The sequence below is a fragment of the Streptomyces sp. NPDC014801 genome, assembly GCF_043082085.1.
Lineage (GTDB): Bacteria > Actinomycetota > Actinomycetes > Streptomycetales > Streptomycetaceae > Streptomyces.
Genome location: NZ_JBIBXG010000020.1, coordinates 29,845 through 44,640, shown reverse-complemented (window position 1 = coordinate 44,640; position 14,796 = coordinate 29,845). Strand labels below are relative to the sequence as shown.

The following is a 14,796-nucleotide window of genomic DNA, read 5'->3' as shown; positions in this document are numbered from 1 at the left end:
CGGATCAGCGGCGGGAGAGCAGGTCCGTCACGCGGATGAAGCCGTCGTCGCCGTGGCCGAGGGCGATGACGCGGCGGGCCTGGCCCTCGATCGCGCGCATCAGGGTCGCGTCGATGCCGTGGGCCTCGGAGGCGTGGACGACGTGGGTCATCGTGGAGGCGGCCGAGGTGATCGGGTTGATCGCGCCCGAGTAGGTGCCGTCGTCCGCGTCGCCCGCGAACTCCTCGAACAGCGGCGGCAGGATCGCCGCGATGCCCTGCGCGAAGGGGGCCAGCTCGCGTCCGCTGACGCCCTCGGCCCGGGCCACGGCGAGGGCGTGCGCGTACCCCGCCATCGCCGTCCAGAAGACGTCCAGCAGGGCGATGTCGTAGACGGCGGCCCGGCTGGGGTTCTCCCCCAGGTGGGTGTGCGTGCCGCCGAGCGCCGCCAGCACCGGCCGGTGCTCGTCGTACACCTCGCGCGGCCCGCTGTGCAGGAACACCGCGTCGGGCGTGCCGATGCTCGGCGCCGGGGTCATGATCGCGCCGTCCAGGTAGCGGATGCCGTGCCGCTCGGCCCAGGCGGCGGTGTCGCGGGCGCGGGCGGGGGTGTCGGCGGAGAGGTTCACGACGGTACGGCCCTTGAGGGCGGCCGTGACGTCGTCCTCGCGCAGGATCGCGTCCGAGGCGTCGTAGTTCACCACGCAGACGACGGTCAGCGCGCTCGCGGCGACCGCCTCCCGTGCCGTGGCGGCGGCGTGCGCGCCGCGGGCGAGCAGGTCGGCGTCGCGCCCCGGGGTGCGGTTCCAGACGGTGGTGGCGAACCCGGCGGCGAGGAAGGCCCCGGCGAGCGCCCGCCCCATGGGGCCGAGACCGAGGGCGGTGACGGTGGCCGGGTCGTCGGTGTGCGTGGACATGCTTCAACTCCCTGAGAGACAATGGCACTTCATGACAAAAGGGGGGATGGTGACCAGCAAGCGGACCGCGCCGGACCTGGAGACCTGCGGGGTGAACGTCGCGCTCGCCGTGATCGACGGCAAGTGGAAGGCGTCGCTGCTGTGGCTGCTGGAGCCCGGACCGCGGCGCCCCGGCGAACTGCGGCGCCGGCTGCCCGGCCTGACCGAGAAGGTGCTGGCCCAGGCGCTGCGCGAGATGACGGAGGACGGCCTCGTCCACCGCGAGGTCTACGACGTCCTGCCGCCGAAGACCGAGTACTCCCTGACCGCCTTCGGCCGCGAACTGGCCGAGGCGCTGACCCCCCTCTCCGACTGGGGGCACCGCCGTCTGGAACGGCTCACGAACCCCCGCTGATCACGTACTCCAGCCTCGGTGCCCCGGCCGACGCTGCCAAGTACCCACAAAAAAGTGGGTACCTCGGCGGGGCCGCGGGGGCCGGAACGAGCCGCGTCTGCGCGTGGTGCGCTTGGGTCCGCCCGTGCGGGGCATACGCTGACCGGGCCCCCGCCAAAGCCGCGGCACACTCTTGCAAGCAGCTTGCTTGCAATAGTTAGCAAGGTGCGGCATGGTGGAGGCATGGCATCGCTCAACGTCGGCAATCTCGGTGAGTACTTGCGCGAGCAGCGGCGCAACGCGCAGCTGTCGCTCAGGCAGCTCGCGGACGCCGCCGGGGTGTCGAATCCGTACCTGAGCCAGATCGAGCGCGGGCTGCGCAAGCCCAGCGCGGAGGTGCTCCAGCAGGTCGCCAAGGCGCTGCGGATCTCCGCCGAGACGCTGTACGTGCGCGCCGGCATCCTCGACGCGGAACGGGACGGGGAGGAGCGCCTGCGCGAAGGTGCGACCCGCGCGGTCATCCTCGCCGACCCCTCGCTCAACGAGAAGCAGAAGCAGGCGCTGCTGCAGATCTACGAGTCGTTCCGCAAGGAGAACGGCTTCACCGGCACGGACGGCACCGAGCAGGCCGACCCGGGCGACACCGCCGTACACGACCCCCGCACGGTCGGCGGGAACGACGCGGGACCGCAGCAGACGACCGGTTGACCGGACCAGGGAACACCCGGCCGCCGGCTGCGGACCACACCACCCTCATCCGAACGACATCCGGGAGGACCCTCACCATGGCCATCACCGACGACCTGCGCAAGACCTTCAGCGACCCGACTCCGCTCTACTTCGCCGCCGGCACCGCCGACCTTGCCCTGCAGCAGGCCAAGAAGGTGCCGGCCCTGGTGGAGCAGCTGCGCACCGAGGCGCCGGCGCGCTTCGAGGCCGTCCGCAACACCGACCCCAAGGCGGTGCAGGAGCGGGCCACCACGCGCGTGAAGGAGACGCAGGAGACCCTGCAGGCACGCGTCAAGGAGACCCAGGAGACCCTGCAGTCCAAGGTCACCGAGTTCATCGGGAACCTCGACGGCGACCTGAAGAAGCTCGGCTCCAACCTCGACGCCGACCTGAAGAAGCTCGGCGAGACCGCCCAGGACCTCGCCCTGCGCGGCGTCGGCGTCGCCGCCGAGTACGCCGTGAAGGCCCGCGAGGCCTACGAGAAGGTCGCCGAGCACGGCGAGCAGGCCGTGCGCACCTGGCGCGGCCAGGCCGCCGAGGAGGTCGTGGACCTCGCGGTCGCCGTCGAGCCGGACACCGCGCCGAAGAGCGAGCCGGTCGAGGTCAAGCCGGCCGAGCCGGCCGCTTCGACGCCGGCCGCTTCGACGCCGGCCGAGGAGCCGGCCGCGAAGAAGGCGGCGGCCCGCAAGGCCCCGGCGAAGAAGCCGGCCGCCGCGAAGAAGACGGCCCCCTCCGCGGAGTAAGGGGCGCCGGGAACGGCAGTTCCGCGGGCCGGGCACCCTGGGGGTGTCCGGCCCGTTCTACGGGTACGGTGACCGCGTATCGATGACCGAGTCGGGTGGTGGACGTTGTGCTGATGCAGGGGTTCGCGGGGTTCATGTGGCTGCTGTACCTCGCGATGCTGGCGATGGCGGTCGTGGCCTTCGTGATGGCCGCGGTGTTCCGCGAGGACGCCTACCGTGCCGCCGACAAGAAGAACAAGGGCTTCTGGCTGATCATCCTCGGCATCGCGGTGGCGGTGAACCTCCTCGTGCCGATGCTCTTCCTCCAGCTCGCCGGCCTCGTCGCGTCGATCGTCTTCTTCGTCGACGTCCGCCCGGCCCTCCAGCAGGTCTCCCCGCGCCGCCGCGGCCGCGGCTCCAGCAGCGACGGCCCGTACGGGCCGTGGAACGGCGGCCGCTAGACGCATCCGCGGTGGATGCGTCGGGGGTGCGTGGGTGCGCTCGGTCGCCGCGAGCGTGACCTGGCCCCGCCCGTGAGGTACGGGCGGGGCCAGGCGTCGCGTCAGCGCAGGCGGTCCAGCAGGACGACGGCGACGTCGTCGGTGAGCTCCCCGCCGTTCAGTTCGCGCGCCTCGGTGACCGCCGTCTGCAGCAGCTCCTCGCCGCGCAGGCCCTCGGCGTAGCGGCGGGCGACCATGTCCACCATGCCGTCCTGGCCGAGCCGCTCGCGGCCCTGGCCGATCCGGCCCTCGATCAGACCGTCGGTGTAGAGCATCAGGCTCCACTCCGAGCCCAGGTCCACCTGCATCCGCGGCCAGCGCGCCCCCGGCAGCAGACCGAGCGCGGGACCGTTGTTGTCGTACGGCAGCAGCCGCGGCCGGGCGCCGGGGCGCATCAGCAGCGGGGAGGGGTGGCCGGCCAGGCACAGCCCGGCCCGGCGTCCGTCCGGCGCGATGTCCACCGTGCACAGGGTCGCGAAGATCTCGTCGTCGCCCCGCTCGTGCTCCAGCACCTGCTGCAACGTGCCCAGCAGCTCGTCGCCGCACAGCCCCGCCAGGGTCAGCGCCCGCCAGGCGATGCGCAGCTCCACGCCGAGCGCCGCCTCGTCCGGGCCGTGCCCGCAGACGTCACCGATCATGGCGTGCACGGTGCCGTCCGGGGTGCGCACGGTGTCGTAGAAGTCACCGCCGAGCAGCGCGCGCGAGCGGCCGGGCCGGTAGCGGGCGGCGAAACGCAGCGAGGAGCCGTCCAGCAGCGGCGTGGGCAGCAGGCCCCGCTCCAGCCGGCGGTTCTCCTGGGCGCGCAGCCGTCCCTCGGCGAGCTTGCGCTCGGCCGTGTCGGACCGCTTGCGCTCGACGGCGTACCGGATCGCCCGGCTCAGCAGGCGGCCGTCCAGCTCGTCGCGGAACAGGTAGTCCTGCGCGCCGACGCGCACGGCCTCCGCGCCGCGCTCGGCGTCGCCGGAGGCGGTCAGCGCGAGGACGGCGTGACGGGGCGCGAGCTGCAGCACGTGCTTGAGCACGGCCAGCTCGTCGTGGTCGCCGTCGGCGTCGGAGGGGCGGCCGGGTGCCGGCAGGGCGAGGTCCAGCAGGATGCAGTGGACGTCGTCGGTGAGCAGCCGCTCGGCCTCGGTGAGGTTGCGGGCGGTGCGCACGCGGATCGGCTTGCCGGCCGAGTCCAGCAGATCGGGCACGATCGGCGAGCCGCCGGGATCGTCCTCGATCAGCAGCAGTGTGAGGTTGTGGTGGGTGGTGGCGGCGTTGTCGACGACCGTGGCTTCCTTGCGCGGGGTCTCTTCCTTGGAGGGGCCACCTCGGTGGGCGGCCGGCGCCTGACCACTCTCCACGGCCGGGATCGCCCTGGGCCGCGGTACGGGTACGGGCATTGTCTTGGGTTCCTTCCCTCCCCCCGAGGGCAGTGGAGCGAGGGACCTCGATCCACCGACCGGGACCATAGCGGGTGGGAGCGCCGTAAAGGAATGGTGTGAGCCACGTCGCGCGGCCGTCCACCCCCGTCATATGCCGCGTTCCCTACCGCAGTTGGACAGCCGACCCCCACGAGGGGAATGACGAACGTCACGTCGCCCCGTGGTTTGCCCTCGTGATCCACGTGCGGTGAGTCACGTGACGCGGCTTACAGGGGTGTTGGGCGTACCGGCAGGGGTGCGGTGCCGTCCGGTGCGGGGCGAGCAGTCCGCCGCCGAGGCGAATGCGAGCTCGGCCGCGCCCCGCCTCTGACCGGGCGGCCGGTACCTCTCCGATACGGCGCCGGCCTCCGTGCCGTGGCGGTGTGCTCGGCCGCGCTTGGGTGGTCTGCCCGATGGGCCCCGCAGCCCCCGCCCCGCCGGGACGGCATACGTGCCTTGGGCCATGTGCCCGACGGCACTCACGCAGCCCCCGCCCTGCCGGGACGGCCTACGCGCCTGGGCGGCCTGCTCGACGGGACGCCATCGGCCCGCTTGCCGTTGGGACGGCCTACGCGCCTGGGCGGCCTGATCGACGGCACTCCGGCGGTCCCGCCCCGCCGGAACGGCCTACGCGCCTGGGCGGCCTGCCCGACGGGACCCCGTCGGGCCGCGCCCGCCGGAACGGCACACGCGCCCCGGGCGCCTGCCCGACGGCACCCCGGCGGTCCCGCCCCGCCGGGACGGCCTACGCGTCGGGCGCCTACCCGACAACACCCCATCCGGCCCCCGCCCCGCCGGGACGGCATACGTGCCCGGGCGGCCTGCCCGACGGCACCCCCTCGGCCCCCGTCCCGCCCGAAACGGCCTACGTGACCAGGCGCTCTACCCGACGGCACCCCCTCGGCCCCCGTCCCGCCGGGACGGCCTACGCGTCCGGGCGGACCACTCCGAGGATCGGCATCGTGCCCGCTCCCGTGAGAGTGACCGTTCGGCCGGGGCGGGGGGCGTGGACGATCGTCCCGTCGCCGACGTACATGCCGACGTGGCTGGCGTCGCCGAAGTAGATGATCAGGTCACCGGGGCGCATGTCCTTGACGTCGACGTGCTTCAGCTGTCTCCACTGCTCCTGCGACGTGCGCGGGATGGGCCGGCCGGCGTGCGCCCAGGCCTGCGAGGTCAGCCCCGAGCAGTCGAACGTCGCCGGGCCCTCGGCGCCCCACTCGTACGGCTTGCCGATCTGCGCCGTCGCGAAGCTCACCGCCTGCTTGCCCTGGGCGCTCGCGTCCGTCTTGACGTCCTTGAGGATCCCGGTGTCCAGCCAGGCGGTCTGCGCCTTGAGCGCGGCCTGCCGCTCCAGCTCGGCCAGCCGGGCCTTCTCCCTCGCCTCCAGCTGGGACTCCAGCTTCTCGGCCTCGGCGATCTGCCCCGTGATCTCCTTCTTCGCCGCCTCCTTGGCCTTGCGGTTGGCCTCCAGCCGGCGCCAGCGCTCGGAGGCGTCCGCGGCGTACTGCTTCAAGTCGGCCTGCGTCCGCGTCATTTCGCCGATCAGGCCCTTGGTGGCCCGCTGGCCTTGCAGCAGGCGGCCGGTGCCGTCGAGGAACTGCTGCGGGTCGTCGCTGAGCACCAGCTGCGCCTCGGGCGGCAGGCCGCCGGTGCGGTACTGGGCGCGGGCGGCGGCACCGGCGCGGTCCTTCAACTGGTCCAGCCGCCGCTGCCCTTCGACGATCTTCTTGGCCAGGGCGACGATCTGCGCGGACTGCTGCTTGGACTGCTCCTCGGCGGCGTTGTAGGCGTCGGTGGCCACGGCCGCGTCGTGGTAGAGCTTCTCCAGCCGCTGCCGGACGTCCTCCAGGTCCTTGCTGGGCACGGGGGCCCGGGTGGCGCCGGACGGGCCCGGGACGGGCGCGCCGGACGCCGAGGTGCCGGGGGAGGGGGTGGGCGAGGGGCTCGCGAAGGCCGTACCCGGAGCCGCCAGCACGGTGACGGCGCAGACCACGGTCACCGCCGTCGCGATCAGGCTGCGCTTGCCCGCTGCCATACCTCGTCCCCCCAAAGCTGATTAACCGTCAGTAACTTATCGGTGCCGGAGGGATCGTGCCATGTCCGCGCTAAAAGCGACAGGGGCAGTACGGACCGGCGCCCACCCCGGCCCCCCGGCCGGTTCGGACGATCTCCCCGCCCGTTCGACGAACAGCACCCGAAGATCGTTCCACGCAGGTCGGACCTCACCCGATCCAGTGAAAGAGAGTCCCCGCGGACCCCGCGGCCCCCGGCTCACCCCCGCGGCCCCCAGCGCCACCGGCTCACCCCCGCGACCCCCAGCGCCCCCGGCTCACCCCCGCGACCCCCGGCCTCACCTCCGCGGCGCCAACGCCTCCCACGCGACCGTCACTTCGCCCTGCCGCCACCGGTTCGGCCCGTCCATGACCGGCCAGTCCGCCGTGAGGTCGCGCACCGCGCGGATCCAGCGCTGCCGGGCGCCGTAGGAGGCGTACGGCGCGGCCGCCGCCCACGCGCGGTCGAAGTCGCGCAGGAAGGCGTGCACCGGCTCGCCGGGGACGTTGCGGTGGATCAGTGCCTTCGGCAGCCGTTCCGCGAGGTCCGACGGGCGTTGAAGGGAGCCCAGCCGGGTCGCGAAGGTGACCGTGCGCGGCCCTTCGGGCCCGAGGGCGACCCACACGTGCCGGCGCCCGATCTCGTCGCAGGTCCCTTCGACCAGCAGCCCGCCGCCGAAGCCGCCCTCGGCCGGGGCGAGCCGCGCGCACAGCCGCTCCCACACGCCGGCGACCTGGTCCTCGTCGTACTGGCGCAGCACGTTGGCCGCGCGGATCAGCGTGGGGCGTCCGGGCACCGGCACCTCGAAGCCGCCGTGCCGGAAGACCAGCCCCTCCCGCTCGTACGGCAGGGCCGCCGCGACGCGGGCCGGTTCGATCTCCACGCCGACGACACGCACGCGTGGAGCGACGGTCCGCAGTCGCGTGAGCAGCTCCACGGCCGTCCAGGGCGCCGCCCCGTACCCGAGGTCGACGGCCACGGCCTCGCCGGCGCGCCGCAGCTCACCGCCGTGCACGGCCGCGATCCACCGGTCCATGCGGCGCAGCCGGTTCGGATTGGTCGTCCCGCGCGTGACGGTGCCCACGGGGCGGGTCGCTGCACGGGAACTCATGCCTATGAGGGTATGCGTCCCGCGTCCTGACGCCGTCCGCGCTCGAACGGTTGAGCGGAAAACGGTAACGCCTGGGCAAAATGCGGGCCCGGTGGAATGGGAACGTGACGTTCCGATGTTGGTGTCCACGGAGGGCCGTGCCGTCCTCCGACCGGCATGCCCGCAGCAAGGAGGAACGCCACGTGAGCCACTACGTCAGCAGGCTCGGGCGTCGCTCCCCGTCCGCCGCCGCACGGCTCAGGCTGCACCGCAGGCCCCGCCGCGTGGCCATGCTCTCCGTGCACACCTCCCCACTCCACCAGCCCGGCACCGGCGACGCCGGCGGCATGAACGTCTACATCGTGGAGCTCGCCCAGCGTCTCGCCGCGATCAACATCGAGGTCGAGATCTTCACCCGGGCCACCTCCGGCGGCCTCGACCCCACCGTGGAGCTCGCCCCCGGCGTCCTCGTCCGGCACGTCGACGCCGGCCCCTACGAGGGCCTCGCCAAGGAGGACCTGCCCGCCCAGCTGTGCGCCTTCACGCACGGCGTCATGCAGGCGTGGGCCGGCCACCGCCCCGGCCACTACGACCTCGTCCACTCGCACTACTGGCTCTCCGGTCACGTCGGCTGGCTCGCCGCCCAGCGCTGGGGCGTCCCGCTGGTGCACGCCATGCACACCATGGCCAAGGTCAAGAACGCCAACCTCGCCGACGGCGACACCCCCGAGCCCGCCGCCCGCGTGATCGGCGAGACCCAGATCGTCGCCGCCGCCGACCGGCTCATCGCCAACACGGCGGAGGAGGCCGACGAGCTGATCCACCACTACGCCGCCGACCCCGCGAAGGTCGCCGTCGTCCACCCCGGCGTCAACCTCGGCCGCTTCCGCCCCGCCGACGGCCGCGCCGCCGCCCGCGCCCGCCTCGGCCTGCCCCAGGACGCCCTCATCCCGCTCTTCGCGGGCCGCATCCAGCCCCTGAAGGCCCCCGACATCCTGCTGCGCGCGGTCGCCGCCCTCCTCGACGAGCGCCCCGAGCTGCGCTCCCGCATCCTGGTGCCCGTCGTCGGCGGACCCAGCGGCAGCGGCCTCGCCAAGCCGGAGGGGCTGCAGAAGCTCGCCGCCCGCCTCGGCGTCGCCGACGTCGTACGCTTCCGCCCCCCCGTCGGCCAGGAGCAGCTCGCCGACTGGTTCCGGGCCGCGTCCGTGCTGGTCGTGCCGTCCTACAGCGAGTCCTTCGGCCTGGTCGCCATAGAGGCGCAGGCCACCGGCACCCCGGTGCTCGCCGCGTCCGTCGGCGGCCTGCCGGTCGCGGTGCGCGACGGCGAGACCGGCTACCTGGTCCAGGGGCACGACCCGAAGGCCTACGCGCGCGTGCTGGCCCGCTTCGCCGACGACCCGCAGCTCACCCCCCGCCTCGGCGGGGCCGCCGCCCGGCACGCGCAGTCCTTCGGCTGGGACACCGCGGCCGCCGCGACCGCCGACGTGTACACGGCCGCGCTGCACGCCCACCGCCGTCGCGTACGCTCGCACCATGGGTGAGGCACACAAGGGTGAGGCACATACGGCGGCGGCGCAGGTCATCGAGGACGCGCTGAAGGACGCCGAGCTGGAGTGGGAGAGCCCCGAGCCCGGCCACTTCGTCGTCAAGCTGCCCGGCACGCGCAAGCTGTCGACGACGGTCTCGCTGATCGCCGGCCGCCACTCGCTGTCCCTGAACGCCTTCGTCATCCGCCACCCCGACGAGAACGAGGCCGCCGTCCACCGCTGGCTGCTGGAGCGCAACCTCAAGCTGTACGGCGTGAGTTACGCCGTCGACGGCCACGGCGACGTGTACGTCACCGCGCGCCTGCCGCTCGCCGCGGTCACCCCCGACGAGATCGACCGCCTCCTGGGCCAGGTCCTGGAGGCGGCCGACGGGGCGTTCAACCCGCTGCTGGAGCTGGGTTTCGCGTCCGCGATCCGCAAGGAGTACGCCTGGCGGGTGGCCCGCGGCGAGTCCACGCGCAACCTGGACGCGTTCGCCCACCTCACGCGGCGCCAGGACTGACCTACTTGTCCTTCTTGGGCTTGTCCAACTCGTCGGCGAGGGCTCGCAGCGCGTCGGCCAGGTCCTTCTTCGTCGGCAACTGATCGACCTTCTGGTTCAGTTCGTCGATCTTGCGGTTGAGCTCGGCCAGGTCGACCGGGTCGGAGGGCGTGGGGCTCGGCGGAGTGGTGTCCGGCGGGGTCGTGGGGTCGGGCGGGGAGGTCGGGCTCGGGTCGCCGGTCCCGCCGCCGACGCTCGCGCCGACGGAACCCCCGTCGCTGCCACCGCCGTCGACGCCGCCGGACCCGCTCACGGAACCGCCGTCCCCGCCGCCGTCGACGCCGCCGGACCCGCTCACGGAGCCGCCGTCCGCGCCGACGCTGTCGCCGCCGGTGCTGTCCGCCGGGGTGCTGTACGACGCGGTGGGCGGCGTGGTGCCGTCCCCGTCGGCCGCGAGGGCGGCGCCCACGGCGAGCGCGACCAGGGCCGCCGCCCCCGCGACGGCGGTCGTGACACGACGGGCGCGCAGGGACCGGGGTGTGGTGGAGGTGCGAGTGTCCTGAGTGTCGTCCATGGCCGGGACGCTATCCGAACACACGTCCGGAAGGGTGTCTTCCGCGGATCTCCGTGGCTGCTTCAACCACCCGTCGTGGGAAAGAGGTTGCCGTGCAGCACGTGGTAGCCGACGAAGGTGAACATCCGCTGCCCGGGCGGCAACACGCCCGGCTCGCCGGTGAAGCGGTGCTCGCCGACGCCGTACGGGATCTCGGGGCCCGAGACCCACACCGGGTCGAAGCCGCGCTTCTCCAGCCAGGCGCACACGTTGGTGTCGTGGTGCCGGGTCCGCGTCCACACCACCGTGCCGCCCTTGCGGCACAGCTGCGTGCAATGGTCGAGGGTGCGTTCGATGTCGGTGTCGGTGAGGTTGCCGAGCACCCCGCACAGCAGCACCAGGTCGGCCGGGGCGTAGGGCGTGTAGTGGTCGGTCAGTGCGGCGTCCCCGCACACCACGTCGACGTCCACCAGGCCGGCGGCCGCGGCCGCCGCGCGCGCGGAGAGCGCGTTGCGTTCGTCCAGCTCCACCAGCCGGGCCCGTACGTCCTCGCGCCGCGGATGCCGGGCCAGGACGCCGATCAGGTCCCGGCCCTGCCCCGCGCAGAGGCTGACGGCCGTGAGCGGCCCCGGTGGTGCCTCGTCGAGCGCGTGCCGGACCCGCTCCTGCACGAGTGCGAGACGCCGGCCGAGATAGGAGTCGGGGATGTCGTACGCGTCGTGCCACGCATGCCAGTCCATGAGCGCAGCGTACGGAAGCGTTCGGCGTTCAACCATGGCGCAAAGTGGCGTATTTGCCCGGCGTCACCCCCACCAACTTCCTGAAGTGGCGCGTGAGATGGGCCTGGTCGTAGAACCCGGCGGCGGTCGCGGCCGCGCTTGCCGGCTGCCCGTCCAGCAGCAGCCGTCTGGCCCGTTCCACCCGCCGGGAGGTCAGGTACTGGTGCGGCGCGATGCCGTACGCCGCGCTGAACGCCCGTACCAGATGGGCGGGATGGGCCCGCAGCACCCGCGCCGCCTCCTCCAGGGTGACGCCGTCCGTCACGCGCGCGTCCAGCAGTTCGCGCAGCCGGCGGGCGAGCACCGGGTCGGGGCGCGGATCCTTGACGGCGAGCCGGGGCCGCAGATGGGCGCGCAGCCGTTCGCCGACGAGGGTGAGCCTGCTCTCCGCCTCCAGCTCCTCCCCGGGCCGGGCCAGCGCCGCGTGCACCTGGCCCACGCGCCGGCGCAGCAGGGGATCGCGCAGGTCGGGGGAGTCGACGGCGGCGCCGATCAGGTCCTCGCCCAGCCGGGAGGAGTCCAGGTAGAGGACGCGCTTGCGGAAGCCGTGCGCGGTGGCCGGGGCGCCGTTGTGGGCGACGTGCGGCGGCAGCAGGGACACCGTGTCGCGCAGGGTGCCGTGCTCGTGCCGCTCGATGTCGTAGCGCACCGCGCCGTCGTCGACGATCAGCAGCGTCCACGCGGCGTGCACGTGCATCGGGTAGGCGTACTCGGTGAAGTGGGCGTGGAAGACCTCGACGACCCCGGGGACGCGGGGCCGCCAGGCGGACACCTCACGCTGCGCGGCCATGCAAAGAACGTACAAGACGAGGTCGTACGGCGTCGGCGAGTCTCACTGCATGAACGACGAGGAACCGATCCGCTTCGACACGAAGATCGCCGTGCTGCTGCGCGAGGACCTGGAACCGTGGCAGCGGCTGAACGTCACCGCCTTCCTGGTCAGCGGCCTCGGCACCGAGCTCCCCGAGGTGATCGGAGAGCCGTACGAGGACGCCGACGGGACGCGCTACCTGCCGATGTTCCGCCAGCCGGTGCTGGTGTTCCGGGGGACGAAGGAGACGCTGACGGCGGCCCACGCGCGCGTGCTGTCGCGCTCCCTGCCCCGCGCGCTCTTCACGAGCGACCTGTTCGCGACGGGCAACGACCGCGACAACCGCGCAGCGGTGCGTGCCGTGCCGGCGAGCGAGCTGGACCTGGTGGGGCTGGCGGTGTACGGGCCGCGCAACGCGGTGGACAAGGTGCTGAAGGGTGCGCGGATGCATCCGTGACGGAAGTGCTCCGCGGCGGGCGGATGCCTCCGTCACGCGGGGTGCTGTGAGGAGCGTGGGGATGCATCCGGGACCCAAGGTGCTGCAGGTCGCCCGGATGCATCCCTGACGCAGGTCCGCGGAGCCGCGGAGCCGCGCATGCCGCCGTGGCCTCACGGTCTCAGGAGCGCGCGGATGCGTCCGCGGCCTCGGCGGCGGGGACCGCCGGGGCCGGCGCCGGTTCCTCGCGCGGCAGCCGCCGCATGAGCAGGGCGTACCCGGCCCCGGCCACGGTCCCCACGGCCGCCGTCGTGGCCCACAGCCACGCGGCCCCGTACCGGTCGATGACGGCGCCGGACATCAGCGGCGCGACCAGCGCGGCCACCGACCACGACAGCGTGTACATGCCCTGGTAGCGCCCGCGTCCGTGCACCGGCGACAGCCGTACGACGAGACCGGTCTGCGTGGGGGCGTTGACGATCTCGGCGAGGGTCCACACGCAGACGGTGAGCGCGAAGGCGCCGACCGAACCGGCGAACGCGGTGAGCCCGAAGCCGTACCCGGCGAGCACGGAGGAGACGACGAGCAGCCGGCGCGGGTCGCGGTGCTCGATGAACCGGGTGACCGGGATCTGCAGGACGACGATGAGGATGCCGTTGACCGCGACGGCGAGGCCGTAGTCGGCGGGCGTGAAGCCGGCCGCGCCCATGGCGACGGGCAGGCCGACCGAGCCCTGCTGGAAGATCAGCGCGACGAGGAAGGACAGCCCGACGACACCCATGAACCGCCCGTCGCGCAGGACGGTTCCGAGGCCCACCTCGGGCTCCTTGGGGCCGCTGGCGGCCTGGACGGGCCGGGACTCGGGCAGCTTGAGGAAGACGACGATCGCGCAGACCAGCGTCATCCCGGCCTCGATGAGGAACCCGGCGAGATAGCTGACCTCGGCGATGAACCCGGCGGCCATGGAGGAGACGGCGAAGCCGAGGTTGATCGCCCAGTAGTTCAGGGAGAAGGCCCGCACCCGGTCCTCGGGCCGCACGATGTCGGCCATCATCGCCTGCACGGCGGGCCGCGAGGCGTTGGAGGCCATGCCGACGAGGAAGGCCACGCCGGCGATGGCGACGGGGTCGGTCACGAACCCGAGCAGCGCGACGGAGGCGGCGGTGGCGAGCTGCGCGACCAGCAGGGTGGGCCGCCGTCCCAGCCGGTCGGCCATGACGCCGCCCGCGAGGGAGGAGACGACCCCGCCGAGGCCGTGCAGGGAGGCGACGAGACCGGCGTAGGAGGCGGAGTAGCCGCGGTCGAGGGTGAGGTAGAGGGCCATGAAGGTGGCCACGAAGGCGCCGAGCCGGTTGACGAGCGTGCTCGTCCACAGCCACCAGAAGGCCCGGGGCAGCCCGGTGACCGACTCGCGGGCGGCACGTCTGAGGCGGGGCAGTGCGGCGGACGGCATGACGGGTGTCCCCCCGGGGAGGTGAATGGCACGGAACGTGTAAGTGGCGCAGTGCGTAGCCGCAACTTACAAAGACGGGGTGCCGGAAGCCACTCGATTAACAAACCCCGTCAAGCGTCCGAGGGGCGAGCGCACCGCGTCCCCGCCGGGACCCTTCGATTACGCTCATACGCATGGCCGACGCACCGTACAAGCTGATCCTCCTCCGCCACGGCGAGAGCGAGTGGAACGAGAAGAACCTGTTCACCGGCTGGGTGGACGTCAACCTGACCGCGAAGGGCGAGAAGGAGGCGACGCGCGGCGGTGAGCTGCTCAAGGACGCCGGCCTGCTGCCCGACGTGGTCCACACCTCCCTCCAGAAGCGCGCGATCCGCACCGCCCAGCTCGCGCTGGAGGCGGCCGACCGCCACTGGATCCCGGTCCACCGCAGCTGGCGCCTGAACGAGCGCCACTACGGCGCCCTGCAGGGCAAGGACAAGGCGCAGACCCTCGCGGAGTTCGGCGAGGAGCAGTTCATGCTGTGGCGCCGCTCCTACGACACCCCGCCGCCGCCGCTCGCCGCCGACGCCGAGTACTCCCAGGCCAACGACGCCCGCTACGCGACGATCCCGCCGGAGCTGCGCCCCGACACGGAGTGCCTCAAGGACGTCGTCAACCGCATGCTGCCGTACTGGTACGACGGCATCGTCCCCGACCTCCTGGCCGGCCGCACGGTCCTGATCGCCGCCCACGGCAACTCCCTGCGCGCCCTGGTCAAGCACCTGGACGGCATCTCCGACGCCGACATCGCGGGCCTGAACATCCCCACGGGCATCCCCCTGGCCTACGAACTCGACGCCGACTTCAAGCCGATCACCCCCGGCGGCAAGTACCTCGACCCCGAGGCGGCCGCAGCGGCGATCGAGGCCGTGAAGAACCAGGGCAAGAAGAAGTAAGCCCGCACCTTGGGCCCCGGCCGTCAGTGGT

General features: G+C 73.2%; 16 protein-coding genes. 8 read left to right on the top strand and 8 right to left on the bottom strand.

The annotated features are described in order from the left end of the window. Positions 1-4: 4 nt before the first annotated feature. A complete protein-coding gene (locus ACF1AL_RS36955; RefSeq protein WP_391828664.1) occupies positions 5-895 on the bottom strand; it encodes an NAD(P)-dependent oxidoreductase in 891 nt (296 codons plus the stop codon). A gap of 46 nt (positions 896-941) precedes the next feature. Here ACF1AL_RS36955 and ACF1AL_RS36950 point away from each other — a divergent pair, with 46 nt between their 5' ends. The 4 genes from ACF1AL_RS36950 (at position 942) to ACF1AL_RS36935 (ending at position 3,180) form a co-directional block, all read left to right on the top strand. Then, positions 942-1,289 (top strand): helix-turn-helix domain-containing protein, encoded by a 348-nt coding sequence (locus tag ACF1AL_RS36950; protein WP_366841351.1) that lies wholly within the window; start codon positions 942-944, stop codon positions 1,287-1,289. A 222-nt stretch (positions 1,290-1,511) separates the two neighbouring features. Further along, positions 1,512-1,976, top strand: a complete 465-nt coding sequence (locus tag ACF1AL_RS36945) for a helix-turn-helix transcriptional regulator (protein WP_366841359.1) — start codon at positions 1,512-1,514, stop codon at positions 1,974-1,976. Positions 1,977-2,053: 77 nt separating this feature from the next. Then, complete coding sequence (locus ACF1AL_RS36940; protein ID WP_391706376.1) at positions 2,054-2,740, top strand: hypothetical protein; 687 nt, start codon at positions 2,054-2,056, stop codon at positions 2,738-2,740. Positions 2,741-2,853: 113 nt separating this feature from the next. Then, positions 2,854-3,180: a DUF2516 family protein gene (locus ACF1AL_RS36935; RefSeq protein ID WP_384212625.1), complete on the top strand. Its 327-nt coding sequence runs from the start codon at positions 2,854-2,856 to the stop codon at positions 3,178-3,180. A gap of 101 nt (positions 3,181-3,281) precedes the next feature. Here ACF1AL_RS36935 and ACF1AL_RS36930 read toward each other — a convergent pair whose 3' ends face one another. From ACF1AL_RS36930 to ACF1AL_RS36920, 3 genes are all read right to left on the bottom strand, one after another. After that, the gene (locus ACF1AL_RS36930; RefSeq protein WP_366841362.1) at positions 3,282-4,604 is read right to left on the bottom strand and encodes a SpoIIE family protein phosphatase; all 1,323 of its coding nucleotides are present in this window, start codon (positions 4,602-4,604) and stop codon (positions 3,282-3,284) included. A gap of 946 nt (positions 4,605-5,550) precedes the next feature. After that, positions 5,551-6,663 carry an NlpC/P60 family protein gene (locus ACF1AL_RS36925; protein WP_391821845.1) on the bottom strand — a complete coding sequence of 371 codons (1,113 nt, stop codon included), beginning with the start codon at positions 6,661-6,663 and terminating at the stop codon, positions 5,551-5,553. Positions 6,664-6,978: 315 nt separating this feature from the next. Further along, a complete protein-coding gene (locus tag ACF1AL_RS36920) occupies positions 6,979-7,791 on the bottom strand; it encodes a class I SAM-dependent methyltransferase (RefSeq protein WP_391828662.1) in 813 nt (270 codons plus the stop codon). Between the two features lie 182 nt (positions 7,792-7,973). Between ACF1AL_RS36920 and mshA the strand changes: the two genes are divergently transcribed. After that, complete coding sequence (gene mshA, locus ACF1AL_RS36915; protein ID WP_366841365.1) at positions 7,974-9,311, top strand: D-inositol-3-phosphate glycosyltransferase; 1,338 nt, start codon at positions 7,974-7,976, stop codon at positions 9,309-9,311. Further along, on the top strand, positions 9,304-9,819 hold the full coding sequence (locus ACF1AL_RS36910) for a YbjN domain-containing protein (RefSeq protein ID WP_391821843.1): 516 nt from the start codon (positions 9,304-9,306) through the stop codon (positions 9,817-9,819). The genes mshA and ACF1AL_RS36910 overlap by 8 nt, the downstream gene beginning before the upstream one ends. Position 9,820: 1 nt before the next feature. Here ACF1AL_RS36910 and ACF1AL_RS36905 read toward each other — a convergent pair whose 3' ends face one another. From ACF1AL_RS36905 to ACF1AL_RS36895, 3 genes are all read right to left on the bottom strand, one after another. After that, the gene (locus ACF1AL_RS36905) at positions 9,821-10,372 is read right to left on the bottom strand and encodes a hypothetical protein (RefSeq protein WP_384212615.1); all 552 of its coding nucleotides are present in this window, start codon (positions 10,370-10,372) and stop codon (positions 9,821-9,823) included. A 62-nt stretch (positions 10,373-10,434) separates the two neighbouring features. Beyond that, positions 10,435-11,091: a methyltransferase domain-containing protein gene (locus tag ACF1AL_RS36900; RefSeq protein ID WP_391828660.1), complete on the bottom strand. Its 657-nt coding sequence runs from the start codon at positions 11,089-11,091 to the stop codon at positions 10,435-10,437. Between the two features lie 28 nt (positions 11,092-11,119). Next, positions 11,120-11,920, bottom strand: coding sequence for an AraC family transcriptional regulator (locus ACF1AL_RS36895; protein WP_391828658.1), 801 nt, complete (start codon positions 11,918-11,920; stop codon positions 11,120-11,122). Between the two features lie 49 nt (positions 11,921-11,969). On the opposite strand from ACF1AL_RS36895, the gene ACF1AL_RS36890 reads away from it, so the two are divergent. Then, positions 11,970-12,398 carry a DUF2000 family protein gene (locus ACF1AL_RS36890; RefSeq protein ID WP_391821841.1) on the top strand — a complete coding sequence of 143 codons (429 nt, stop codon included), beginning with the start codon at positions 11,970-11,972 and terminating at the stop codon, positions 12,396-12,398. 160 nt (positions 12,399-12,558) lie between these two features. Here the strand turns inward: ACF1AL_RS36890 and ACF1AL_RS36885 are convergent, their stop codons facing one another. Further along, positions 12,559-13,830 (bottom strand): MDR family MFS transporter, encoded by a 1,272-nt coding sequence (locus ACF1AL_RS36885; protein WP_391821840.1) that lies wholly within the window; start codon positions 13,828-13,830, stop codon positions 12,559-12,561. A 173-nt stretch (positions 13,831-14,003) separates the two neighbouring features. Here ACF1AL_RS36885 and ACF1AL_RS36880 point away from each other — a divergent pair, with 173 nt between their 5' ends. Continuing rightward, on the top strand, positions 14,004-14,765 hold the full coding sequence (locus ACF1AL_RS36880) for a phosphoglyceromutase (RefSeq protein WP_386915577.1): 762 nt from the start codon (positions 14,004-14,006) through the stop codon (positions 14,763-14,765). Positions 14,766-14,796: the final 31 nt, after the last annotated feature.